The 24,253-nt window shown below is 74.1% G+C and carries 16 protein-coding genes and 1 pseudogene; 5 read left to right on the forward strand and 12 right to left on the reverse strand.

The window, feature by feature from the left end:
- Positions 1–19 precede the first annotated feature (19 nt).
- Both WIS52_RS05945 and WIS52_RS05950 read left to right on the forward strand, forming a co-directional pair.
- A complete protein-coding gene (locus tag WIS52_RS05945; protein ID WP_349297094.1) occupies positions 20–2,539 on the forward strand; it encodes a CaiB/BaiF CoA-transferase family protein in 2,520 nt (839 codons plus the stop codon).
- A complete protein-coding gene (locus tag WIS52_RS05950; RefSeq protein WP_349297095.1) occupies positions 2,536–3,336 on the forward strand; it encodes a TIGR03084 family metal-binding protein in 801 nt (266 codons plus the stop codon). Before WIS52_RS05945 ends, WIS52_RS05950 begins: the two co-directional genes overlap by 4 nt.
- On the opposite strand, the gene WIS52_RS31830 is transcribed toward WIS52_RS05950, so the two are convergent.
- From WIS52_RS31830 to WIS52_RS05985, 8 genes and pseudogenes are all read right to left on the reverse strand, one after another.
- The gene (locus tag WIS52_RS31830; RefSeq protein WP_459077132.1) at positions 3,326–4,297 is read right to left on the reverse strand and encodes an ACT domain-containing protein; all 972 of its coding nucleotides are present in this window, start codon (positions 4,295–4,297) and stop codon (positions 3,326–3,328) included. The genes WIS52_RS05950 and WIS52_RS31830 overlap by 11 nt on opposite strands.
- 33 nt (positions 4,298–4,330) lie before the next feature.
- A pseudogene (locus WIS52_RS31835) lies at positions 4,331–5,080 on the reverse strand (maleate cis-trans isomerase family protein); the annotation flags it as partial.
- A gap of 402 nt (positions 5,081–5,482) precedes the next feature.
- Positions 5,483–7,171 carry a dihydroxy-acid dehydratase gene (gene ilvD, locus WIS52_RS05960; protein WP_349297097.1) on the reverse strand — a complete coding sequence of 563 codons (1,689 nt, stop codon included), beginning with the start codon at positions 7,169–7,171 and terminating at the stop codon, positions 5,483–5,485.
- Positions 7,172–7,482: 311 nt separating this feature from the next.
- The gene (locus tag WIS52_RS05965; RefSeq protein WP_349297098.1) at positions 7,483–9,300 is read right to left on the reverse strand and encodes a DEAD/DEAH box helicase; all 1,818 of its coding nucleotides are present in this window, start codon (positions 9,298–9,300) and stop codon (positions 7,483–7,485) included.
- A gap of 354 nt (positions 9,301–9,654) precedes the next feature.
- A complete protein-coding gene (locus WIS52_RS05970) occupies positions 9,655–12,126 on the reverse strand; it encodes a Tex family protein (protein WP_349297099.1) in 2,472 nt (823 codons plus the stop codon).
- A gap of 202 nt (positions 12,127–12,328) precedes the next feature.
- Positions 12,329–12,961: a TetR/AcrR family transcriptional regulator gene (locus WIS52_RS05975; protein WP_349297100.1), complete on the reverse strand. Its 633-nt coding sequence runs from the start codon at positions 12,959–12,961 to the stop codon at positions 12,329–12,331.
- Between the two features lie 169 nt (positions 12,962–13,130).
- On the reverse strand, positions 13,131–13,673 hold the full coding sequence (locus tag WIS52_RS05980; RefSeq protein ID WP_349297101.1) for a DUF4334 domain-containing protein: 543 nt from the start codon (positions 13,671–13,673) through the stop codon (positions 13,131–13,133).
- A 43-nt stretch (positions 13,674–13,716) separates the two neighbouring features.
- A complete protein-coding gene (locus tag WIS52_RS05985; protein ID WP_349297102.1) occupies positions 13,717–16,272 on the reverse strand; it encodes a GcvT family protein in 2,556 nt (851 codons plus the stop codon).
- Between the two features lie 515 nt (positions 16,273–16,787).
- Here WIS52_RS05985 and WIS52_RS05990 point away from each other — a divergent pair.
- Entirely contained in the window at positions 16,788–18,254 is a 1,467-nt protein-coding gene (locus WIS52_RS05990; protein ID WP_349297103.1) for a serine/threonine-protein kinase, read from the forward strand.
- Positions 18,255–18,269: 15 nt separating this feature from the next.
- On the opposite strand, the gene WIS52_RS05995 is transcribed toward WIS52_RS05990, so the two are convergent.
- The gene (locus tag WIS52_RS05995) at positions 18,270–19,562 is read right to left on the reverse strand and encodes an MFS transporter (RefSeq protein WP_349297104.1); all 1,293 of its coding nucleotides are present in this window, start codon (positions 19,560–19,562) and stop codon (positions 18,270–18,272) included.
- 150 nt (positions 19,563–19,712) lie between these two features.
- On the opposite strand from WIS52_RS05995, the gene WIS52_RS06000 reads away from it, so the two are divergent.
- Together WIS52_RS06000 and WIS52_RS06005 are read left to right on the forward strand one after the other, a co-directional pair.
- Positions 19,713–20,597, forward strand: coding sequence for an alpha/beta fold hydrolase (locus tag WIS52_RS06000; protein ID WP_349297105.1), 885 nt, complete (start codon positions 19,713–19,715; stop codon positions 20,595–20,597).
- A gap of 16 nt (positions 20,598–20,613) precedes the next feature.
- Positions 20,614–21,633, forward strand: a complete 1,020-nt coding sequence (locus WIS52_RS06005) for a DUF4185 domain-containing protein (RefSeq protein ID WP_349297106.1) — start codon at positions 20,614–20,616, stop codon at positions 21,631–21,633.
- A gap of 4 nt (positions 21,634–21,637) precedes the next feature.
- On the opposite strand, the gene WIS52_RS06010 is transcribed toward WIS52_RS06005, so the two are convergent.
- From WIS52_RS06010 to WIS52_RS06020, 3 genes are all read right to left on the reverse strand, one after another.
- Positions 21,638–22,021 carry a hypothetical protein gene (locus tag WIS52_RS06010; RefSeq protein WP_349297107.1) on the reverse strand — a complete coding sequence of 128 codons (384 nt, stop codon included), beginning with the start codon at positions 22,019–22,021 and terminating at the stop codon, positions 21,638–21,640.
- A gap of 397 nt (positions 22,022–22,418) precedes the next feature.
- Entirely contained in the window at positions 22,419–23,198 is a 780-nt protein-coding gene (locus WIS52_RS06015) for an amino acid kinase family protein (RefSeq protein WP_349297108.1), read from the reverse strand.
- A complete protein-coding gene (locus WIS52_RS06020) occupies positions 23,195–24,022 on the reverse strand; it encodes an amino acid kinase family protein (RefSeq protein ID WP_349297109.1) in 828 nt (275 codons plus the stop codon). Before WIS52_RS06020 ends, WIS52_RS06015 begins: the two co-directional genes overlap by 4 nt.
- Between the last annotated feature and the right edge of the window lie 231 nt (positions 24,023–24,253).

Here is a 24,253-nt window from a genome sequence, read left to right on the forward strand (position 1 = left end):
GCGACGCACGGGAGGACAGATGGCTCCGCTCGCGGGATACCGGGTACTCGATCTGACCGACGAGCGGGGGCTCGCCGCCGGGCGGCTGCTCGCCGACCTCGGTGCCGACGTGGTCCTCGTCGAACCGCCCGGAGGCTCCCCCGCCCGCCGGTTCCCGCCGCTCGTCGACGGCGCCGGTTCGGCCTACTGGGAGGCGTTCGCGGCCGGCCGGCGGGGAGTCGTCGCCGATCCGGACACCCCGCAGGGCCGGGACCTGGTGCGCGAGCTGGCGCTCCGCAGCGATGTCCTGCTGACGACGTCGCCGCCGGCGGAGCTGCGTCGCCGCGGGCTGGATGCGGAGACGCTGCTCGCCGCCCGTCCCGGCCTCGTCCACGTGCACCTCAGCGCCTTCGGGGCGGACGGGCCCAAGGCCGGGTACCGGGACAGCGACCTGGTGGTGTGGGCGGCGAGCGGGCCGCTGGACCCGCACCGCGACGAGGACCGCCCGCCGGTGCGGATCAGCTCGTCGCAGGCGTTCCTGCACGCCGGGGCGGACGCCGCGGCCGCAGCGCTGCTCGCCCTGCGGCACCGGGCCGGCACCGGACGTGGCCAGGCGGTGGAGGTGTCCGCCCAGACCTCGCTGGGCCTGGCCACGATCGGGGTCTGCCTGTCGCACGCCGCGGGCGACGACTCGGTGTCGATGTGGCAGTCCAGCTCGACGCGACGCCTCGATCTCAGCGGCAGCGGCTCGGCGACCTCGCCGCGCCGCAAGAAGTGGGCCTGCCGCGACGGCATGGTCGAGATGCACCTCGGGATGGGCCCGGCCACCGGACGGTTCGCCAACGCCCTGGTCGGCTGGCTGCACTCGAGCGGGGTGCTGGACGACGAGGCCGCCGCGCTGGACTGGCGGGAGATCCCCCGGTTGATGTCCGACGGCGTGATCGACGATGACGACGTGGAGAAGGTGCGCGCCGCCGTGGCCGCCGGGCTCGCCACCCGGACGAAGGCCGAGATCGCCGCGGCGGCCGTGACCCACCGGGTGCTCGCCGCGGGCATCCACGACCTCACCGACATCGCCGCGTCGCCCCAGCTGCAGGCACGCGGGTTCTGGGTGGAGCTCGGCTCCGGCGAACGCCGGATCCGGCTGCCCGGTCCGTTCGCGGCACTCGGCGAGGACGCGTTCACCCACCTGCGGCCGGCGCCGACGTGCGGCGAGCACACCGGAGCCGTCCGCGAGGAGTGGCGCGCGGACCCGGCCGCGAACCGGTCCGCGGGGCCGGCACCACGGACCACGCCCCGGCAGGACCCGTGGTCCGCCGTCGCCCCCGCCGGCGCGCCGGCCGACGGAGGACCACTGGCAGGCCTGCGGGTGCTCGACCTGTCCTGGGTGGTCGCCGGCCCGATGATCGGCCGGGCACTGGCCGACTGCGGCGCCACGGTGGTGCGCGTCGAGTCGGGCGGGCGGATCGAGACAGCCCGTGCCATGGGCCCCTACTACGGTGGCCGGGAGGGGGTGGAACGGTCCGTGGTCTACGGCAACTGCAACGCCGGCAAGCTGGGGATCTCCCTCGACCTCGGCACCGCGGAGGCCCGCGAGATCGTGCGCGAGCTCGCCGCGCAGGCCGACGTCGTCATCGAGTCCTTCTCCCCCGGCACCCTCGACAGATGGGGGCTGGGCCCCGACACGCTGCGGGCGGCGAACCCCGCACTGGTCGTGCTGAGCACCTCGATCGCGGGGCAGACCGGGCCGCTGTCGCGGACCGCCGGGTACGGCAACATCGGCGCCTCGCTCGCCGGCTACGTCCACCTGACCGGTTGGCCGGACCTGCCGCCACTCGGGCCGTTCGGTCCCTACACCGACTTCGTCGCCCCCCGGATCTCGCTCGTCGCGCTGCTGGCGGTGCTCGACGAGCGGGCACGGACCGGGCGCGGGCGCTACATCGACGTCAGCCAGGTGGAGGCCGGGGTCTGGTTCCTCTCGGCCGAGCTGGTCGCCCACGACCGTACCGGCGAGGTCCCGGGCCGACGCGGCAACCGCGACCCGGGGATGGCACCGCACGGCGTCTACCCGTGCCTGCCCGAGGACGGCGAGCGGCGCTACGTGGCCGTCGCCGTCCGCGACGACGCCGAGTGGGCGTCGCTCGTCGCACTCCTCGACCGCCCCGACCTCACCGATCCGGGGTTGCGCACGTTGCCCGCCCGGCTGTCCCGCCACGACGAGCTCGACGTGGCACTCTCGGCCTGGACCTGCGCCCGCACCGCGGCCGAGGCCGAGCGCGCCCTGCAGGAGGCCGGGGTCGCGGCGCACGTGTCGGCGTCGAGCCGCGACCTCGCCCACGATCCGCAGCTCGCCCATCTCGGCCACCACGTCCGGCTCCCCCACCCGGAGCTGGGCGAGGTCGTCGTCGAGGGGCCGCGGTGGCGGTTCTCGAGCTGCCCCGCGGGGGTCCGGCGGGCCGCTCCGGTACTCGGTCAGGACACCGACACCGTGCTGGGCACGCTGCTCGGCTACCCGCCGGAACGGATCGCGGCGCTGCACGACGCGGGGGTGCTGCGGTGAGCGCCACGGTCCGGATGGCGGGACTGTGCGACGACCTGGCCGCGGAGACGGCCGCGGTGCGGGCACTGGTCGCACCGCTGTCCGAGGACGGCTGGCGGCGGGCGACACCGGCGCCGGGCTGGACGATCGCGGATCAGCTCGTCCACCTCGCCGACGTCGACGAGCTGGCCGTCCTCGCCGCCACCGGGCCCGGGTCCTTCCGCGCCGGACCGGACGGCCCGCACCGCGGCATCGACGAGCGGGTCGCCGCGCACCGGCACCGCAGCGGAGCCGAGGTCCTCGGCTGGTTCGACGCCGCCCGCGCACACCTGATCACCGTGTTCACCGGCACCGATCCGCGGGCCCGGCTGCCCTGGTTCGGTCCGCCGATGAGCGCCGCGTCCGCGGTGACGGCGCGGATCATGGAGACCTGGGCGCACGGGCTGGACGTCGCCGACGCCCTGGGCGCGGCGCCGGTGGTGTCGGAGCGCCTGCGGCACGTCGCGCACCTGGGGGTGGCGGCCCGCCCGTACAGCCTGCGGGACACCGGCGTCGCCGACCCCGGGGCCGACGTCCGTGTCGAGCTCGCCGCCCCGGACGGCGGCACCTGGGCGTGGGGCGGGACCGGGGCCACCGACCGGGTGCGCGCGTCCGCCCTGGACTTCTGCCTGCTCGTCACCCGGCGCCGGCACCCCGACGACCTCGACCTCGACGTCGACGGGCCGCTCGCCCGCCGCTGGGTCGGGGTGGCCCAGGCCTTCGCCGGCCCACCCGGCCAGGGCCGGGCACCCCGGGAGGAACGACCGGTCAGGCGGTGACCGTGGCGGCGAGCGTGCGGCGCAGCCAGCGCCCGAGCCGCTGGCCCTGGTGCAGCGGGTGGACCAGGACCACCGGCTCGATCCCGGCGGCCGGGTTCAACCCGTCGGCCGCCAGCAGCGAGGCGGCGGCGACGAGCGTGCCGTCGGCACCGCGGACGACCAGGCAGGTCCCGCCCGGCGGCCGCAGCACCGAACGCAGGTCGGCCGCGGTCCAGGTCTCGGCAGCCTCCGCGGCGGCCGGCGACCCCGCCAGGCAGGTGCGGATCAGCGAGTCGAGCTCGGTGACCTCCTCACCGGTGGCCGGGGTGGCGACGAGCTCCTCGCCGTCGGGCAGCAGCAGCTCGTACCCGGCCCGGACCGGCTGCGCGGTCGCGGCCCGCAGGAACGCCTCGGCGCGCGCCCGCTCGGTCACCGTGAACGCCGCCCAGCCGCGCCGGGCGACCAGCCAGCCCGAGTCCGGCGCCGGCAGGCCGAGCGCGTGCGTGTCGTCGTGGTCGGGCTCGGCGGGCTCGACGCCGACCTCGTCGGCCTGCAGCAGCGCGGCCAGTCCCTGCACGAGCCCCCCGGCGTCGCCGGTGTCCTGCGAGCGCGCCTGCGTGACCAGGTCCAGGGCCCGGGTCGGTCCGTCGACCAGCTCGTGCGGGTCGGCGACGACGACCCGGACGTCGTCCGGCCGGGAGGTCCGCAGCGCGCCGCGCAGCACCCGGCCCAGCCTGGCCGCGGACACCGCCCCGCCGACCAGCATCTCGTCGACGACCGAGCGGGAGTCCTGCCCGTGCACGGACAGGCTGAGGATGTTGCCGCCCGCCTCGGCGACGGCGGCGGTCAGCCGGGCCAGCGCGCCGGACTCGTCGGGCAGCAGCACGCGCACCTTGTACAGCGCCGGCAGCGACGTGCCGTCGTCGTCCTTGGCATCGTCGCCCTCGGTGCCCCCGGCGGCATCCGGCACGACGCGGAGCACCGGCCGGCCGCCGTCCGGGACGCGGCAGCCGACCAGGGCCTGGCCGGGGCCGACGGCGCCGTGGCCGACGGCGCCGAGCGCCGCCCACATGGTGACCTGGTTGGCGGTCAGCACCGGCTTGCCGATCTCGCGCTCGAGCTCGGCGATGACGTCGTAGGTCGAGAGGTTCGTGCAGGAGATGAACACCGCCTGCGCATCCGGATGGTCGGCGGCACGGACCGCGCGGACGACCTCGGAGTACGAGACCCGCCAGATCTGGCCGAGCAGCCCGAGCCCGATCCGGTTGACGGTGGTGACCCCGTGCGCGGCGAGGAAGTGCTCCAGCTTGGCCGTGAGGTCGTCGACGTAGGGCGTGACGACGGCGATCCGGTCCGCCTCGAGCGCCGCGCAGGCGGTCACGAGTGCACCCGCCGTCGTGAGCGCCTGCGGCGATCCGGCGTCGACCATGACCTCGACCAGTGCGCGCTCGCCGGTGACCCCGTCGACGAAGCTTCCCGACGTGCAGGCGAACGCGACGACGCCCGGCTCCGGGACGAGCACGTCCCGGGCCGCGCGGCGGACCGGCTCCGGGTCGCTGATCGCGCGGGCCTGGTCGGCGGTCACCGGGGACGCGACGAACGGGGTCCGGGTGACGTGCAGCGACGACGTCGGCGGGACCCACCGCCACAGCTCGCGGTCGAGCGCGAAGTCGTAGGGCACGATCACGCCCACGCTGCTGCCCGGCTCGGGCCCGGCGACCCCGGCCCACCCCGAGCCGTCGGGGAACTGCTGGTACTCACCCATGGCGGCCTCCACGTCGTCCACGATCGCCACCCGTTGTTGCTATTGCGGGTCACAACGGTTTCTTCGGGGTGAGGGCGTCACTCCGGAGGTGAGTGGGTTCCGCCGTCCGGGGAAGTCGACCGTGCACCGGTCACGCGGCCGGAGTTCCCGCGCGGGTTTCGGGTACGCCCTGCTGCGCACAGGATGCCATCCGGCGCCCGGTCCGGGAACCATCCGCCCCGCGACCGGTCCCCCGCCGTCGGGCAGCGGCGGAGCCCCCGGCGGCGCGAGGCGCCCGGGGCGGCCGGTACCTCCCGCGCGCCGAACTCCTGTTGATCGACGCTGGTCAGGCCCCGGTCGAGTGGCACACCCCGTGTCGCGACGGCCGGGCCGCGGACACGAGGTGTGCCGTTCGGCGGGGAGTCAGCCGCAGACCGCGCCGTCGGCTGCGGACGAGACGAGCTTCGCGTACTTGCCGAGCACGCCGCGGCGGTTCGTCGGCTCCGGGCGGACCCACTCGGCACGACGGCGTTCCAGCTCGGCGGGCTCGATCCCGATGTCGATCGTGCGCGCCTTCATGTCCAGGGTGACCGTGTCGCCGTCGCGGACCAGCGCGATCGGCCCGCCGTCGGCGGCCTCGGGGGCGACGTGCCCGACGCACAGTCCGGTGGTGGCGCCGGAGAACCGTCCGTCGGTCACCAGCAGCACGTCCTTGCCCAGCCCGGCGCCCTTGATCCGCCCGGTGACCGCGAGCATCTCCCGCATCCCCGGTCCGCCGCGCGGACCCTCGTAGCGGATCAGCACGATCGTGCCGGGCCCGATCTCGCCGTTGTCGACGGCGTCGAGCGCGCCCTGCTCGCCGTCGAAGACCCGGGCGGTGCCGGTGAAGGTGGCGGCGTCGAACCCGGCGGACTTGACCACGGCGCCGTCCGGGGCGAGTGAGCCGCGCAGGATCGTCAGCCCGCCGGTGGGGTGGATCGGGTTCGCCATGTCGTGGATGACCGCGCCGTCGAGACCCGGCGGGTCGATCTCGGCGAGGTTCTCGGCGACGGTGCGGCCGGTGACCGTCATCGCGTCACCGTGGATCAGGTCCGCGTCCAGCAGCGCCTTCATCACCACCGGCACGCCGCCGACCTGGTCGACGGCGTACATCAGGTGCTTCCCGAACGGCTTGACGTCGGCCAGGTGCGGGACCCGGTCGCCGACGGTGTTGAAGTCGTCGAGGGTCAGCGGCACCTCGGCCTCGCGGGCGATCGCGAGCAGGTGCAGCACCGCGTTGGTGGACCCGCCGAAGGCCATGACGACGGCGATCGCGTTCTCGAACGCCTCCCGGGTGAGCACGGCGCGGGCGGTCAGCCCGGTGTCCAGCATCCGGACGGCCGCCTCGCCGGACGCGCGGGCGACGCCGTCGCGCCGGCGGTCCACCGCGGGCGGGCTGGCCGAGCCGGGCAGCGCCATCCCGAGCGCCTCGGCCGCGGCGGCCATCGTGTTCGCGGTGTAGAAGCCGCCGCAGGCGCCCTCACCGGGACACATCGCCCGCTCGATCGCGGTCAGCTCGTCACGGGTGATCAGGCCGCGGGAGCAGGCACCGATGCCCTCGAAGGCGTCGCCGATGTTGACCTCCCGGTCGCCCACCCGGCCCGGCATGATCGTCCCGGCGTAGACGAACACCCCGGCCAGGTCGAGCCGGGCCGCGGCCATCAGCATCCCGGGCAGCGACTTGTCGCAGCCGGCCAGCTGGACGGTGCCGTCGAGCCGCTCGGCCTGCACCACCGTCTCCACCGAGTCGGCGATGATCTCGCGGCTGACCAGCGAGTAGTGCATGCCGACGTGACCCATGGAGATCCCGTCGGAGACCGAGATCGTGCCGAACTCCAGCGGGAAGCCGCCGGCGGCGTGCACGCCCTCCTTGGCGGCCGTCGCCAGCCGCTGCAGGGACAGGTTGCACGGCGTGATCTCGTTCCAGGACGAGGCGATCCCGATCTGCGGCTTGGCGAAGTCGTCGTCGCGCATCCCGACCGCGCGGAGCATGCCGCGCGACGCGGTGGCGCCGATGCCGTCGGTGACCTGGTGGCTACGGGGCTTGCGCGAGCTGTGCGGCGTGGTGGTCATGCGGCTCCTCGAGTGCGGTCCGGCTGTCGGGACGGCCTCCGATCCTGCCGCACATCCCCCACCCCGGCCGGACCGAACCGGGCGTCCGGCGGCCACGCGGCGCCGCTCACCCGATTCGCAGACGCTCACCGAACTTGCCGACGCTCACACGATCGCGCGAGCGTTGCCGGATCCCGTGAGCGTCTGACGCGGGTGTGAGCGCTGACTGACGCCGCGGGGCATCTGCGGCGCACCGATGGCCACCGCGCGCGCCCCGGAACGGCGACGGCCCCCGCGACCGGTGGTCGCGGGGGCCGTGTCACGTGGGCCGATCAGCGGGCGCCGGCGTTGTCCCGGTCCCGGCGGACGTTGGCCTTGCGGCCCTTCAGCGTCGTCGCGCCGCGCAGCGAGCGGAGCATGTCGTCGGCCGCGTGCTCGGGCACCTCGACCAGGGCGTGCCGCTCGTGGATCTGGATCGCGCCGATGTCCCGGCCGGAGATCCGGGTCTCGTTGGCCAGCGCGCCGACGATGTCCTGCGGACGCACGCCCGAGGCGCGGCCGGCGGAGACGAACAGCCGGGACATGCCGGCCTTCGGCGGGCGGGCGCCCTGACCACGGGCACCGCCGCGCGGGCCACCGTCGCGGGCGTCGCGGCGCGGACCCCGGTCGCCCGGGCCCCGCTCACGGCCGCCCCGCGAGCGGACCTCCGGGATCTCGATCTCGTCGTCCGGCACCGAGGTGCCGGCGCGCGCCATCCGGATCGCCGCGGCGGCGACGGAGGCCAGGTCGTGGTCGCGGGCCAGCTCGATGACCAGCTCGTCGACCCCGTCCTGCGGGTTCGCGTCGGCGTCCTGCCCGGCCTGCTCGCGCAGGGCCAGCGCGGTGCGGGCGAGCCGCACGGTGCGCAGGTCCTCCGGCGTCGGCACCGGCGCGCTGGGCACTCCGAAGCCGATCAGGCGCTCGATGTTGCGCAGGTGGCGCACCGACCCCGGGGTGACCAGGGTGATCGCGACGCCCTCGCGCCCGGCGCGGCCGACCCGGCCGATCCGGTGGACGTAGGACTCCGGCGACGACGGCACGTCGTGGTTGACCACGTGGGTCAGCGAGTCGATGTCCAGGCCGCGGGCGGCGACGTCGGTGGCGACCAGCAGCTCGGTGCGACCGGCACGCAGCCGCTCGACGACCCGGGTGCGGTGCTCCTGGTCCATCCCGCCGTGCAGGGCCTCGGCACGCAGGCCGCGCGCGGTCAGCGTCTCGGTGACGGCGTCGACGTCGGCCCGGGTACGGCAGAACACGATCGCCGCGGTCGGCTGCTCCATCTCGAGCACCCGGCCCAGCGCGACCGTGACGTGGCTGCGCGGGACCTGGTACGCGGTCTGGCGGACCTTCGGGGACTCGCCGTCCGGCGTCGGGGCCTTTTTGATCCGGATGTCGGCCGGGTCGGTCAGGTGCGTCCGGGCCAGGCTCTGGATCCGGGCCGGCATGGTCGCCGAGAACAGCACGGTCTGCCGGCCCGCGGGGGTCGCGCCGAGGATGGTCTCGATGTCCTCGACGAAGCCCATGTCGAGCATCTCGTCGGCCTCGTCCAGGACGGCGACCTCGATCGCGTCCAGCGCCAGCGCGCCACGGTTGATCAGGTCGATCGCCCGGCCCGGGGTCGCGACGACGACGTCCACGCCGCGGCGCAGCTGGCCCAGCTGCGGGCCGATCGGAGCGCCGCCGAAGACGGTGGCGACGGTCGCGCCGAGCTCGGAGCCGTACTTGGTGACCGCCTCGCCGACCTGCATCGCGAGCTCACGGGTCGGGGCGAGCACCAGGCCGAACGGCTTGTTGCCGCGGGTACGGGAGGTGCGGCCGTCGGCGAGACGCTGCAGCATCGGCAGCGAGAAGGCGGCGGTCTTGCCGGTCCCGGTGGCGGCCTGCCCGAGCAGGTCGCGGCCGGCGATCAGCGGGCCGATCGCGGCGGCCTGGATCGGGCTCGGGGTCTCGTAGCCCAGCCCGTCCAGCACGGACAGGATCTGCGGGGCCAGGCCGAGGTCGGCGAACGACGGGGTGGCGTCGGCCGCGCTCGGCTCGGGGGTCGTGCTGTCGACCTGGTTCTCGTTCTCGGGGGTGTCCAGGGAGGGGTGCTGTTCCAGCAGGGTGTTCACTCGGTCCTCAGGGGTCGCGCAGGGGTGTGCGCCTCGTCGGCGGGCGGCTCTCGCCCGCTCGGCAGCCCGCCAGGCCCGCGTGCGGCAACTCGTGTGGTGCCGGTGAACCCAGACCTCCGGGGCTCGCGGTGGCGCGACATCGCCGCCACCGTCGATCGACCATTCTTCCACGTCCGAAGCGGACGCGTCGGGCGGGTCCGGCGTGAGTGCCGCCACCGCGGCCGCGCTCCCCCTGTCGCACACAGGCGGACGCGCGGAGCGAGCTCGCAGACGCCGCGGTCACCTCGTAGGAGTCGCAGCGCCTGCGACGACGTCGACCACCCTGCGACGCCGGAGCAACGCCGACGGTCTGCGTCAGCCCTTGCCGAACCCGGCGCGGCGCAGCGCCTCGGCCATCGCGTCGTTCGCCGGAGCGGGCTTGCCCCGGTCCTCGCGCCGGTTGCCGCCGGGCTTCCCGCCGCCCTGCTTGCCGCCGCGCCCCCCGGAGCCACCCGAGCCACCGGGACCGCCGCGACCACCCTGGGACTGCGGGCGCCCGCCGCCGCGACCACCGCGGTCACCGCCGCGCTCACCGCGACCGCCACCGCCCTGACCGCCGCCGCGCTGCGGTCCCGACCCCGGCTCGTCGTCGAGACGCAGGGTCAGCGAGATCCGCTTGCGGGCCTCGTCGACCTCCAGGACCTTGACCTTGACCACGTCGCCGGACTTGGCGACCTCGCGCGGGTCGGACACGAAGTCCTTGCTCATCGCCGAGACGTGGACCAGGCCGTCCTGGTGCACCCCGACGTCGACGAACGCGCCGAACGCGGCCACGTTCGTCACCACGCCCTCGAGCAGCATCCCGACCCGCAGGTCGGAGATCCTGTGCACGCCCTCGGCGAAGGTCGCCGTCCGGAACGCCGGGCGCGGGTCGCGGCCGGGCTTCTCCAGCTCGGTGAGGATGTCGGTGACGGTCGGGAGCCCGACCGCGTCGTCGACGTAGTCCTTGGGCTTGATCTGGTGCAGCCGCGCGCCGTTGCCCATCAGCGCGGCGACGTCGAGCTTGGTGCGCTCCACCATCTTCCGGACGACCGGGTAGGACTCCGGGTGCACACCGGTGACGTCGAGCGGCTCGTCCCCGCCGCGGATGCGCAGGAAGCCGGCGCACTGTTCGAACGCCTTCGGCCCGAGCCGGGGCACGCCGCTCAGCGCGGTGCGGGAGCGGAACGGGCCGTTCTCGTCGCGGTGCGCGACGATCGCCCCGGCGAGCGACTCCGAGATGCCCGAGACCCGCCGCAGCAGCGGCGCGGAGGCGGAGTTGAGGTCGACGCCGACGGCGTTCACACAGTCCTCGACCACCGAGTCCAGCGACCGGGACAGCGACGACTCGGGCAGGTCGTGCTGGTACTGGCCCACGCCGATCGACTTCGGGTCGATCTTGACCAGCTCGGCCAGCGGGTCCTGCAGCCGCCGGGCGATCGACACCGCGCCGCGCAGCGACACGTCCATGTCCGGGAACTCGGTCGAGGCGTAGGCCGACGCCGAGTACACCGACGCCCCGGCCTCGGACACCATCACCTTGGTCAGCTTCAGGCCGGGGTTGGCCTTGATCAGCTCGCCGGCCAGGGCGTCGGTCTCCCGGGATGCGGTGCCGTTGCCGATCGCGATCAGCTCGGCCGAGTGCTTGGTGGCGAGGGCCGCGAGGACCTTCAGCGCGCCGGCCTTGTCGTTGCGCGGCTCGTGCGGGTAGATCACCGCGGTGTCGACGGCCTTGCCGGTCGCGTCGACGACGGCGACCTTCACCCCGGTGCGCAGGCCCGGGTCCAGGCCGATGGTGGCGCGGGTCCCGGCCGGGGCGGCGAGCAGCAGGTCGCGCAGGTTCGCCGCGAAGACGCCGATCGCGCCCTCCTCGGCGGCGGTGCGCAGCCGGACCCGGATGTCGATGCCCAGCGCGGTCTGCAGCCGGGTCCGCCAGGCCCAGCGGACGACGCCGACCAGCCACGCGTCACCGGGACGGCCCTTGTCGGCGATCCCGTACTCGGCCGCGATCATGCGCTCGTAGGAGGTGGGCTGCTCGTCGTCGCCGGCGTCGAGGGTGACGTCGAGAGCCTCCTCGGTCTCCCCGCGGAACACCGCGAGGATCCGGTGCGAGGGCAGCGTCGTGAACTTCTCGGAGAACTCGAAGTAGTCCGAGAACTTGGCCGCGGCCTGGTCGTTCTCCTTGCCCTCGCGGGCCCTGGTCACCAGCGAGCCCTGCGACCACATGCGCTCGCGCAGGCCGCCGACCAGGTCGGCGTTCTCCCCGATCCGCTCGACCAGGATCGACCGGGCGCCCTCCAGGGCGGCGCCGGCGTCGGCGACCTCGTCGGTGACGTACGCGGCGGCCTCGGTGTGCGGGTCGCGCGTCGGGTCGGCCAGCAGGGCCTCGGCCAGCGGCTCCAGCCCCTGCTCGCGGGCGATCATCGCCTTGGTGCGGCGCTTGGGCTTGTAGGGCAGGTAGATGTCCTCGAGCCGGGCCTTCGACTCAGCGGCCTGGATCGTGGCCTCGAGCTCGTCGGTGAGCTTGCCCTGCGAGCGGATCGAGTCGAGCACGGTGGCCCGGCGCTCCTCCAGCTCGCGCAGGTAGCGCAGCCGCTCCTCCAGGGTGCGCAGCTGCGCGTCGTCCAGCCCGCCGGTGGCCTCCTTGCGGTACCGGGCGACGAACGGCACCGTCGAGCCGTCGTCGAGCAGGGCGACCGCGGCCCCCACCTGGTCCGGGCGGGCGCCGAGCTCGTCGGCGATCCGCTGGTTGATCGAACGGTGCTGCTGGACGCTGCTGGGGGTGTCCGGGGTTGCCGTGCCTGTCACGCCCACCATCGTCGCGAACCGCCTCCGGAGGGCGACCGCCGGGTGGGTGGTCCGGGCCCCGACGTCGCTCTGGTCCGTTCCGGGCATGGCCCGTCCGGCGGTCGCGTGATCATCGCCAGGGTGCCGGACGGTGCCGTGCGCGGCACCGTCCGGCACCGGGACGACGATCACCGCGACGCCCCGGCCGACGTCACCGGGCCGCTCAGCAGTCGTCGTCGGTGCGGTGCCGGTCGGCGTGCTCGGCGGCCAGCCCCCGGGCGAGCGCCCGCATCATCCGGCTGTAGGCGTCCGGGGCGACCGAGCCCGGGTCCAGTCGGTACTGGCGGACCAGCCCGTGGAACATCGCGACAGCGGCGCCGGCGAACTCCTCGTCGCTCACCCCCATCTCGGGGGCACCCTCCGCGCGGTGCACCGCGACCAGCTTCGCGACGGCGGCGCGGGTCGCGGCCTCGTACCCGGCCATCTCATTGCGCAGGTTCTCGCACCGCATCGCCGACACCCAGGTCTCGGAGTCCAGCAGGCTGCGGGCCCGCGACGCGCCGGTCTCGCGCAGGATCGCGTCGGTGTCCTGCAGCGCGGTCCGGCCGGCCATCCGATCGGTGGTGAGGGCGAGCTCGCCGTCCAGGTGGTCCAGCACCAGGGCCCGGAACAGGGTCTCCTTGTTGCCGAACCGGCTGTAGATCGACCCGACCGAGACCCCGGCGACCCGCGCGATGTCGTCGACCGACGCGCCCTCGTAACCCCGCTCGGCGAACACCTCGCGGGCGGCCTCGAGCAGGGCGGCGCGGGTGCGCGCCGAGTCACCCCGCGGCCTGCGGTGCGTGCTCTGACTCATCCGACCCCTCCCCGGCGCCACGGGAGACCGGCGCCGGCGCGCCGATTTTCCCCTGTCGTGCCTACATTCGGTGAGGGGGCCCGGTTCTCCTCACGGTGACCGGTGTGCTGGGCACGGTGACCGGTGACGACCGGGCGTCCGAGGGTGATCCGGCAACGACAGAACGTGATCAACTCTCGCGGCACAGGAAGAACACGAAGGGCCGATCCATGCCCCGCAGGTCCATCACGCCGAGCACGGTGTCGTCGTCGACCCGGCGGAACACGTCGTGGATCGGCAGGTCGTTGTAGCACATGGTGGCGCTGACCACCCCGCGGTACTCGGTGGGCCGCAGCCGGGCCCGCGGTGCGCGGGTCCCGAGGACGGGTGCGACCGCACGGACCCCGCGGGCCAGGATCCGGCTGCGCAGCAGGGCCGGCACACCGAGCAGCCACGGCAGCGGGACGACGCCCGGGCGCAGGTTGAACGTGCCGCCACCGGCCCGGTCCATCACCAGCGGGTGGGCCTCCTCGGCGGAGTCGAAGCGCTTGCCGTGCCAGCCGACCCGGGCGAGCAGGCCGTCCAGGGGGTTCCCGGTGGGGATCTCGCCGCCCGCCCACCGGCCGAACATCGCGGGCACGGTGACGGCGGGCAACCCGTCGAAGAACTCCAGAGCAGCGGTCACGGTCGTGCCGGCCGTCATGTCGCGCAGGGTGTCCGCGGGGGCGGTCATGCGACTCCTTCGTCTCCGGCGGTCCCGGTACCGGTCGGAGACCCTACGCTCGCATCCGGGTCGAGGCCGGGTCGTGCAGCGGTCCCCGGACGACCTCGGCGGTCAGCCGGCGCCCGGCGACCTCGATCTCCACCCGGGTACCCGGGACGGCCCGCGCGGCGGGGAGCCAGGCGTAGGCGATGGAGGTGCCGGTGGTGTGGCCGGTGGCCGCGCTGGTGACCCGGCCGACGACGGGGCCGCGGCCCAGGTCGGACGGGCCGTCACCGGGCAGCGGGACCGGGTCGCGCGAGTACCGGCGGGCGGCGGGCAGGTCGTACACCGGCTCCTCTCCGAACAGGACGGCGCCGGGGTGGTCGAGCACCAGGGTGACCAGCCGCTCGGCGGGCCCGCCGGCCTCCCGGGACGCGTGCACGGCGGCCCGGCCGACGAAGGGGCCCTTGTCCATCGCGACCACGGAGCCGAGTCCGGTGGCGTCCGGGCCGTGCTCCGGGGAGAGGTCGGACCCCTTGGCCCGGCGGCCCCGCTCGATCCGCAACGAGTCGAACGCGAGCCGGCCGGCCGGGATCAGACCGTGCTTCGCCCCGGCGGCGTGCACGGTGTCCCAGAGCCGCTCGGCATCGGTCGCGGCGCAGATCAGCTCCCAGCCGTACTCCCCGACCGAGGACACCCGCAGGCCGGTGACGGGCACCGTGCCGACGGTGAACTCGGCGGCCCGAAAGGAGCCCAGCCGTCGTGCGGGGCCGGGGACCAGGCCGTCGAGGATCTCGCGGACCTTCGGCCCCCACAGCCCCAGGCAGGCGGTACCAGTGGTGTAGTCGGTGACGGTGACGCCGGGCCGGGCGGCGCGGCGCAGCGCGGCGACGTCGAGCCGGTCGGTCATCGTGGCCAGGAAGCGCTCGGTGCCGAGCCGGGCAACGGTCAGGTCGGTCAGGACGCCGCCGGCGGCGTCGAGCATCAGCGCGTGGACGACGCGGCCCACCGGCCGGTCGACGTCGGTGCTGACCAGGCGCTGCAGGAACTCCCGCGCGCCCGGCCCGGTGACCTCGACCCGTCGCATCGGCGAGAGGTCGAACATCCCGGCCGCCCGGCGGGTCACCAGCGCCTCGGCCCCGGCGATCGGTGACCAGTTCCGGGCGGCCCACCCGGTGCGGGGCGTGACCTCGCAGACCTCGGGCAGGCGGGCGTTCGCACCGAACCACAGTGGACGCTCCCGGGAACCGGCCTCGGTGAACGCCGCGCGCAGCTCGACCTGGCGCGAGTGGAACGGAGAGGTCCTGATCGGACGGCCGGCGGCCGGCGGGTCCGGCGGATGGATCAGGTCGTGGATCTCGTCGAACGCCCGGCAGGCCCGGGCGCGGACGACGTCCGGGGCCGGCGCCACCGGATCGAACCGGTCGACGTGCGCCGCCGCCAGGTCGACCGGCTCACCACCGAGAGTGGGACGCCCGGTCGTCACCCACTCCGCGACGGCCTCGGCCACCCCGGCGGCATGGGTGGTCCAGACGGCCTCGGCGGTCCAGAAACCGCGCAACGACGGGTGCTCGCCGAGCAGCGGCATCCCGTCCGGGGTCACGGACCCGACGCCGTCGACGCCCTCCTCGACCTTGGCGTCGCCGAGCACCGGCAGCAGCGCCGCGGCCGCCGTCCAGGACGGCTCGAAGTCGTCCGGGGTGAACCGGCGGCCCACGGGCGTCGTGCCGGCCGAGGTGGGCTCGTCGAGCTCGCGGGGGTCGATCGGCATCGGACGGTGGCCGTAGGCCCCGATGCCCAGCCGCGCGCCGTGCGTCCGGACGTGCAGACCGGCGTCGGCGTGGCGCAGGATCGGCAGCGCCGGGTCGGCGGCACCGGTCGCGACCTCGAGGGCGTGGATCGTCTCCAGCGCACGCAGCGGGTTCGTCCGGGCGTACTGGTGCACCATCGGGACCAGCGGGATGGAGACCCCGGCGAGCTCACCGACCACCGGCCCCCACACACCGGCGGCACAGAGCACGACGTCGGCGGGGTACTGCTCGTCCTCCCCGGTGGCGGTGGAGCACCGCACGCCGGTGACCCGGCCGCCACGCTGCCCGACGGCGGTGACGGTCCGGTGCGCGAGGAACATCGCGCCCCGGCCCATCGCGGCCCGGGCCTGTGCGCGGGCCGCGGCGAGGGGCACGACGGTGCCGTCCGAGGGGACGTGCAGTCCGCCGAGGATCGTCTCGGCGTCGAGCAGCGGGTGCCGCTCGGCGCACTCCCCCGGCTCGAGGACGGCGGTCTCGATGCCCGCGGCCGAGGCCCGGCCGTGCCTGCGGTGCAGCTCGGCGAGCCGTTCCGGGGTGGTGGCGACCTCCAGGCCGCCGACCCGGTCCATGCAGCGGACACCGCCGTCGGACAGCGCGGCGTACGTGCGGGCCGTCGCGGCGGCCAGCCGGGTCATGGTCCGGCCGGCCGCGGTCTGGAACAGCAGGCCGGGGTCGTGCGAGGTGGACCCGCCGGTGCGGAACAGCGGCCCCTTGTCCACGACGGTGACCCGGGTGTGACCGCGCCGGGTGAGCTCGTCGGCCAGTGCACAGCCGACGATGCCGGCGCCGATGATGACGATGCGGGGGGTGGTCGCCATGGTCGTGCTCCTGCGTCGAATCCGTGGTGTGCGAATCCGTCGTCGCGCAGCGCCGGGACCCGCCGGGGGCGGGTGCGTACACACGGGATGAGCCGGCGGCCACCTGACATTCCGACCGCGTGTGTTGCTTGATACGCAACTACGATGTACTTGCCGCAACACGGTGCGTCGCGCCGGAGCCTCGCGTCAAGGACTCGTCGACCAGCGGATATGCCCGGTACCGGACGTCATGCCGCGTTATCGATACCGAAACACGACGCAACGCCGACGGCACGATCCCGTGACACGGTGTGGCGCAACGGTGCCGGAGCGTGCCGACTCCATCTCAGGCCGGACCCGACGGTGCGACGTCGCAGGGACTCGACCGACCTCGCAGGCGCCACGGTGGCTGCGAGGTCGGCATTCGGTCTGCGAGGTGCTGAGGACAGGTCCGGTGAATCGGACAGACCGGTAACGCCACACCATCGGTTCCCGATCTTCGTTCGGGCGACGGGCGCCCGTTCGGGAGGGGCGGAATGAACGAGGGCGAGCAGCTCGGGGACTACCGGATCGACGGCCTGCTGGGTCGCGGCGGGATGGGCGAGGTCCACCAGGCTGTCGACACTCGACGGGCACGATCGGTGGCCCTGAAGGTGCTGCGAGCCGACACGGCTGGCGATCCCGAGTTCCGGGAACGGTTCCGACGTGAGGCTGGAGCGACCGCCAGCCTGCGAAGCCCGCACATCGTCCCGATCCACGACTTCGGCGAGATCGACGGACGTCTTTTCATCGACATGAGGCTGATCCAGGGCACCGGGCTGGACACGGTGCTGGCGCACGGGCCGCTCCCGGTACGCCGAGCAGTCACCATCGTCGCCCAGGTGGCAGAGGGCCTGGAACACGCGCACGAACACGGCGTGCTGCATCGAGACGTCAAACCGTCCAACATCCTTCTGACTCCGACCGACTTCGTGTACCTGGTGGACTTCGGGATCGCGAATCACGCCGACGGCAGAGACCCCGGACTGACCGCGACCGGGATGACGATCGGGACCTGGGCGTACATGGCACCCGAGCGCTTCGAGGCGGGAGAGACGGATCGCCGCGCCGACGTGTACTCGCTGGCCTGCGTCCTGGCCGAGTGTCTTCTGGGACGCCGGCCCTTCGAGGGCACCGCACCGGCCACGCTCATGAAGGCCCATCTCGTCACCGAACCGCCCCGGCCGTCCCGCGAGCGGGCCGACGTACCGTCCGCGCTGGACGACGTCGTGGCCCGCGGCATGGCAAAGGACCCTGCTGAGCGGTTCGGTTCCGCCCTCGAACTCGCCGCTGCGGCGATCGCGGCCGCCTCCGGACGAGCACCGACGCTGGTCGCCGCCATGCCCGGGCGATCCGGCTCGGGCCACCCCGGCTCCTCCGCGTCGGGCTCGAAGCCGGCCACTACCGCGGTCGCGCCGGGAGCCGGCACGCGGACGGCTGCTCCGCGGCGTTTCGGCCGGCTGCGGCGGAACCTGTTGGTCGTGGCGGGAGCCGCCGCTCTCGCCATTGCTGTGCTCTCCGGAATGGTCCTGGGACGCGCTGGTGCGCCCACACAGGCCGCGCCGTCGCAGGAGTCAGTGGCGGCAGCCGAGCCCACCCCCGCGCCCCTGGCAGAACCGACTCCTTCGGCATCCTCGAACTCGCCGGCCGCACGTCCAGCGGCGGACCCGGGCCGGCCATCCGGTTACACGTACACGGTGGACGGGAATTACCCGGCGCGCCTGATCTACATCGATGCCAATGGCGACCGCATCACGACCGATGAGACGGCGACCCCCTGGTCGATCACCTTCGACACCTCAGCCTGGGGATCCGATGCACAACCGTCGCTGTCAGCCTTCACCACGTCGACCCGTGGCGACACCTACCTTGAGTGCACGATCACAGACGCGGAGGGCCGGGTGGTCGCGAATCAGCGCAAGGAGACCGCCAGCGCGATGGTCATGTGCATGAGCTTCGGCTGAGGCTCGTCGCCGCACTCACTTCAGCACCGATCCCTTCGTCTCCGGCAGGGTCAGGATCGCCAGGAACGCCACGACCGCCCCGACGGCGACGTAGACGAAGAAGAAGATCGCCAGGTCCGCCTGCTGCAGGGTCTGGATCACCAGCGGCGCGGTCCCGCCGAACACCGCGACGGTCAGGTTGTACCAGGCGCCGATCCCCAGCCCCCGGACCGATGTCGGGAACAGCTCGCTCATGATCGCCGGCGCGATCGAGGTCATCATCGTGTACAGCCCCAGGCCGACCACGAACACCAGCAGCATGTTCCAGAACCCGGGTCCGATGAGGAACGACAGCGGGACGATCAGGATCGCCGTCGCGGCGGACCAGAACAGCAGCTGGGGACGCCGGCCGCGCCGGTCGGCGAGCGCACCCATCGGGTACTGCAGCAGCACGAACAGCGCCGTCGCGATCGACAGCGCGGCGAACACCTCGGTCGCGTCGGCGCCCCGCGAGGTGGTCGCGAACGGCGTCAGCGCGGAGAAGAAGGTGTAGTAGCAGAGCGTCGAGAGCAGCGTGAACCCGACGAGCTGACCGACCGCCCGCGGGTGCTCACGCAGCGTCAGCGCCAGCGGGTTCCTGATCTTCGCCGCCGCCTCCTTGTTCTCCTCGAACTGCTCGGTCTCGGCCATCTGCCGGCGCATCCACATCCCGATCAGGCCGAGCACGCCGCCGATCAGGAACGGGACCCGCCAGCCCCAGGAGGCCAGCTGGTCGTCGGTCAGCGTGGCGGCGAGCACGAAGCCCATCAGCGAGGCGATCAGCACCGCGGTGCCGGTGGAGATGTAGAAGAACGACGAGTAGCGCCCCCGACGGTCCGGCGGCGCGATCTCCGCCAGGTACGCCGACGCGTTCGACACCTCGCCACCCAGCGACATCCCCTGCGCGATCCGGGCCAGCAGCAACAGCACCGGGGCCAGCCAGCCGACCATCGCGAACGTCGGCAGCAGTCCGATCACGACGGAGCCACCGGCCATCATCAGGATGGTGACCAGCATGGCCGTCCGGCGCCCGCGCAGGTCGGCGAACCGGCCGAGCAGCAGACCGCCCAGTGGGCGGAAGAAGAACGCCAGGGCGTAGGTGGCCAGCGTCGAGATGAGCGCGAGCGCGGCGTTGTCCGGCGGGAAGATCTGGGTCGCGAAGTAGATCGAGAACGTCGCGTAGATGGTCCAGTCGTACCACTCGACGGCGTTGCCGATGGACGCCGCGACCAGCGTCCGCACCGGCAGCCGGTGACGTTCCGTCGCGGTCGTGGCCGGAGTGTCGGACACGGTCCCCCCTGACGTGTCGGACGAACAGTGCGCGAAGCGTAACGACGAAGATTCCGTCGCGAAAGGCAACGTTGCGTGGTTCGCCGAGTCGCCGCCGGGCGACCGGGCTGGTAGGTCGTGGTGGATCCCTGACCCGTGAGGAGCACCGCGATGCCACTGTCCGCCGCCGTCGACGACTTCCAGCTGGCCTACGACCGGCACGGCGACACCGGAGCTCCGCCGGTGGTGCTGCTGCACGGCTGGCCGGGTGACCGGACCGATATGGCGGCCGTCGCCGAGGAGCTGGCCGGGACGCACGACGTCGTCGTCCCCGACCTGCGCGGGTTCGGGCAGTCCGACTCCCACGACCGCGACCCCGTCGAGCACTACGGTGCTGCTGCCCAGGCGCGCTCGGTCGCCGGCCTGCTCGACGAGCTCGGCCTCACCGGAGTGGTGGCCGGGGGCTACGACGTCGGCAGCCGGGTCGCCCAGCGGCTCGCGGCCGACCGGCCCGAGCTGTTGCGCGCGCTCGTCGTGACCCCGCCCGCGCCGGGGGTGGGCCGGCGGATCCTCGGCGACGGGCCGATGCGCGAGTTCTGGTACCAGGCCTTCCACCAGCTGGAGCTGGCCGAGCAGCTGGTCGACGGGAACGCCGACGCCGTCCGGGCCTACCTGCGGCACTTCTGGTCGCACTGGTCCGGCCCGGACTTCACCGTCGCCGACGACCGGCTCGACCACCTGACCGCGACCTACTCGCCGCCGGGGGCGTTCGTCGCCTCGGTCGGCTGGTACCGGGCCGGCGGCGGCGTCGTCGCGCGCTCGCTGGCCGAGACCACACCGGACGCGACAGATCGGATCGGTGTCCCGACCACGTTCCTGTGGCCCGAGCACGACCCGCTGTTCCCGCGCGAGTGGTCGGACCGGGTCGGCGAGTTCTTCGCCGACGTCACGGTCACCCCGGTCGACGGCGTCGGGCACTTCGTCCCGGTCGAGGCGCCGGTGGTGTTCTCCCGGGCCGTCGCCGCGGCCGCGGCCCGATCCGGGCGGCCGCGGTGAGCACTACCCTCGCCCCATGGCCGTCACCACCAAGATCGCCGACCTGACCGGCCCCGGGCACACCGACCGTTTCGGGATCGGCGGCACCGACCTCGGGATCGTCGCGACCGCTCCGGACGGGCGGCTGGTCGCCGTCTTCGGCGACACCTTCGACCGGGCCGGCGTCGGCGGTCCGGGCTGGCGCTCCCCGGTGGTGCTGTTCGCCGACCCGTCGGGCTTCCGGGACGGCCTGCGGTGGACCGGCTCCGGCGGCGACACCGCCGACTACGCGTGCCGGCTCGTCGCCAAGCCCACGACGAACTGGTTCGCGCTGCACAAGCGGATCACCACCATCCTGCCCGCCGACGTGATCACCATCGGCGACACGATGTACCTGCACGTCATGGCCAACAAGGGCCTCGGCAACGTGCTGTGGAGCGAGATCCTCGCCTCGACCGACCACGGCGTCACCTGGCAGCGCACCGGCTGCGAGTGGCCCGGGGACCACTGCCAGGGCCTGTTCCAGCAGCTCACCTGGTGCCTCGAGGACGACGGGTACGTCTACGCCTACACCACCGGCTTCCAGCGCCGCGACGGCCTGCTGCTGCACCGGGTACCCGCCGACCGGATCACCGACGCGGAGGCGTGGGAGCCGTGGGGCTTCGCCGGCGAGCGCTGGGGCTGGGGCAACCCGCCGACGCTCACGGTGCCCGGCGCGTTCGGCGAGCTGAACCTGCGCAAGGTGCCGGGCCCGGACGGGCGCGAGCACCGGCTGCTGACCTTCTTCGACGCCGGGAACTACCGGATCGACACGATGCTGCTCGAGGAGCCGAACGCCGACCTGCACCGGGCCCCGCGGACCACCCTGCTGCGCGGCTCCGGCTGGGACGACGAGGACCACAACACCGGCCGGGTCGCCCAGCTCTACGGCGGCTACGTCGTCCCCGGGTCCACTCTGGACGACCTGCACGTGGTGGTCAGCCAGTGGAACACCACGACGAACTGGCCGTACCGGTCGATGCAGTTCCGGGCCGATGCGACCGGTCTGCTGGGGTAAGCGGTCAGTCCCCCGGAGGCAGCAGGCTCAGGTACCAGCGGCCGTTCTCCTCGGTGACCGAGAGCGTCGTGCGGTACGGGCCGGAGCGGATCTCGGCGGTCTCCGGGCCGGTCGGCGCGAGCTCCGGGACGCCGAGGGCGCGCAGCCGCTGCGCGTAGTCCTGGGAGAACTCCCGGTCCGGAGCGTCGAGCAGGAGGTCGTGGAAGCGGTTGCCGTCACCATCGCGAAGCGCCTCCGCGGCCCGGGTGCCGAGCGAGGCCGGGTCCTCCGCCCCACGGCCGGGCGCGAGCACGATGGCGACGAACGTCCCGCCGATCCACACTGCGAGCACCGCGAACGCGAGCCCGGCGAACAGCGTGCGCTTGCGGACGCGGAACGGACCACCCATGTTCCCGAACTGTGCCACCCCCCGTCGGTCGCGCCGAGGGGTACACCAGGCTCTCGCGGCGACCTCGTGTACCCCTCGGCGGCCGGAGGTGGCTTGACCCGGCCCTCGGGGCCGGGCCGAGCGTGTGTCCCGCCGGGCGCCGTGCCCGGTGACGAGGAGGCGGCGGATGCCTGACGTGCCGGCCGAGCTGACCACCGGCGGGTTCGCCCGGGCCACCGGTCTGACCCGCAAGGCACTGCGGCTCTATGACGAGCTCGGGCTGCTGTGCCCGGCCCGGACCGACCCGGCGGATGGCCTGGTTGCGCCGGGTCGGTACGCCGCTGGCGGCCGGGCACCCGACAACGTCGCCGTCGCCGTCGCGGAACGTGCAGAGCGGCGCTCCGCGCTCGTGAGTACGTCAGCGCACCAGGATGCCGACCTCCTCGCCGGTCAGGGCGCGGGTGAGGGTTCCGGGGGTCGTGCCGTCGATCACGCGGAACGAACGCACGTGCTTGGTGCACTGCAGGGTCGCCAGCGCCTGGCGGTCGACCGGCAGTGCGCGGGCCGGGTCGGCGGCGAGCAGTTCGGCGGCCGACAGCTCACCGGAGCCGGTGGCGGCGTCGCGGACGTAGGTCAGCGACGCCGCACCCCAGGCGTCGGCGAGCAGCAGCGCGCCGGTGTCCGTGCGGTGCGGCGGGAGCTTCCCCGCGGCGGGCGGGAACTCGTGCACGCCGAAGGGCGGGTAGCCGTTGGTGACGGCCGCGTTCGACGCGGCCAGGTGCACCGGCAACTGGTGGGCGACGGTGTCATGGCCCAGGTAGGCGACGCCCCGGTCGGCCAGCAGCGCGGCGACGAGGTGCCCGTTCTGCTCGGCCTCCCGGGCGGCGATCTCGGCGAGCGCACCGGTGGGCAGGCCCAGGTCGAGGCCGACCCCCAACGCGTGCCGGGCCCGGATCCCGGCACCCGTGCAGATCAGCAGCGGGTCGCCGTCCAGCGCGGCGCGGACCTCGTCGAGCACCGGGAGCAGCACGTCCCGGCCCTTGTCGATGATCGACCGTCCACCCAGGACGACCACGCGCAGGCTCGGCAGCATCCGGATGACCGGCTGCTGCTGGTCCACCGGCGCCACCCGCTCGCGGTCGAGCAGGGTCTGGCGGGCCAGCGCGGACTCGACGTCCTTGGAGTACGTGGCGCTCATCGGGTCCCCTCCGCGGTGATGATCGTGCCGACGTGCTCGCCGGCCAGTGCACGGGTCAGGTTCCCGGGCTTGAGCCCGTTGACGATCTGGACGCTGCGCACGTGCCGGGCCCGTGCCATCAGCTCCAGCACCGGACGCTCGACGACCAGGTCGGGCAGGTCCCGCTCGATCAGCTCCCCGACGGTGATCTCCGGGATCAGCGTCGCCGACGGGTCGGTCTTCGGGTTGGCGGTGTAGAGGCCGTCCTCGTCCTTGACGTAGATCATGTTCTGGCAGCCGTAGGTCTCGGCGACCAGGTAGCAACCCGCGTCGGTGCGGTACGGCGGGATGACGCCGGACTCCGGCAGCGGCTGCCACATCGCGTACGGCGGCATCCCGGCGAAGATGGCCGCCCGGACCTCGGCCAGGTACAGCGGCAGTGCCTCGAACCCGCCGCCGGAGACGACCGGGACGCCGTGGCGGGCCATCAGGTAGCCGAGCATCGTGGCGTTCTGCCCGGCGACGGCGTTGCCGAACGAGCTCAGCACGCCGGTGGGCAGGCCGAGCTCGGCGGCGAGGGCGTAGGCGTGCCGGGCCCGCGTGCCGCCGCCGGTGCCGATCAGCAGCCGGTACGTCTCGCGGGCCTCGAGCAGCTCCTCGACCAGCGGGAACACCGCCTCGCGACCCCGGTCGACGAAGCTCTGGCCGCCGACCTTCACCACCGAGACGTCGGGCAGCACGCGGAGGTCCGGCGCACGGTCGGTGGCCGCGGCGAGCTCCGGATCGTCGAGCGAGCGGGTCAGCAGCAACGACTCGAGTTCGGCCGCGGAGGCGGCGTCGGGCATCGGGTCTCCTCGGTGTGCGGGGTCGCGACCACCCGGCTGCGGACCGGCGGTGGTCGGGTCGCTTCCGAACCTAGCGACCGTGCCGGTGCCCGCGCTCGGTTCCGACCCCCGCCACGGGCACGGGATTGCGGTACCGGGTCGGTCCGCGGCCCCGTACCCGCGTCGCGCCCGGGGTTGCCGCCCCGCATCCGCAGGGCGCGAGCGGCGTGGAGTGATCCGCACCACCGACGG

The organism is Pseudonocardia nematodicida, assembly GCF_040105385.1.
Lineage (GTDB): Bacteria > Actinomycetota > Actinomycetes > Mycobacteriales > Pseudonocardiaceae > Pseudonocardia > Pseudonocardia nematodicida.

Excerpts from the sequence above, each read along its gene's own strand:
- WIS52_RS05975 (WP_349297100.1), bottom strand. The coding sequence starts at position 12,961 with ATGAGTCAGAGCACGCACCGCAGGCCGCGGGGTGACTCGGCGCGCACC.
- WIS52_RS05980 (WP_349297101.1), bottom strand. The coding sequence starts at position 13,673 with ATGACCGCCCCCGCGGACACCCTGCGCGACATGACGGCCGGCACGACC.
- WIS52_RS06000 (WP_349297105.1), top strand. The coding sequence starts at position 19,713 with ATGCCACTGTCCGCCGCCGTCGACGACTTCCAGCTGGCCTACGACCGG.
- WIS52_RS05945 (WP_349297094.1), top strand. The coding sequence starts at position 20 with ATGGCTCCGCTCGCGGGATACCGGGTACTCGATCTGACCGACGAGCGG.
- WIS52_RS06010 (WP_349297107.1), bottom strand. The coding sequence starts at position 22,021 with ATGGGTGGTCCGTTCCGCGTCCGCAAGCGCACGCTGTTCGCCGGGCTC.
- ilvD (WP_349297097.1), bottom strand. The coding sequence starts at position 7,171 with ATGACCACCACGCCGCACAGCTCGCGCAAGCCCCGTAGCCACCAGGTC.
- WIS52_RS06005 (WP_349297106.1), top strand. The coding sequence starts at position 20,614 with ATGGCCGTCACCACCAAGATCGCCGACCTGACCGGCCCCGGGCACACC.
- WIS52_RS06020 (WP_349297109.1), bottom strand. The coding sequence starts at position 24,022 with ATGCCCGACGCCGCCTCCGCGGCCGAACTCGAGTCGTTGCTGCTGACC.
- WIS52_RS05985 (WP_349297102.1), bottom strand. The coding sequence starts at position 16,272 with ATGGCGACCACCCCCCGCATCGTCATCATCGGCGCCGGCATCGTCGGC.
- WIS52_RS05990 (WP_349297103.1), top strand. The coding sequence starts at position 16,788 with ATGAACGAGGGCGAGCAGCTCGGGGACTACCGGATCGACGGCCTGCTG.
- WIS52_RS06015 (WP_349297108.1), bottom strand. The coding sequence starts at position 23,198 with ATGAGCGCCACGTACTCCAAGGACGTCGAGTCCGCGCTGGCCCGCCAG.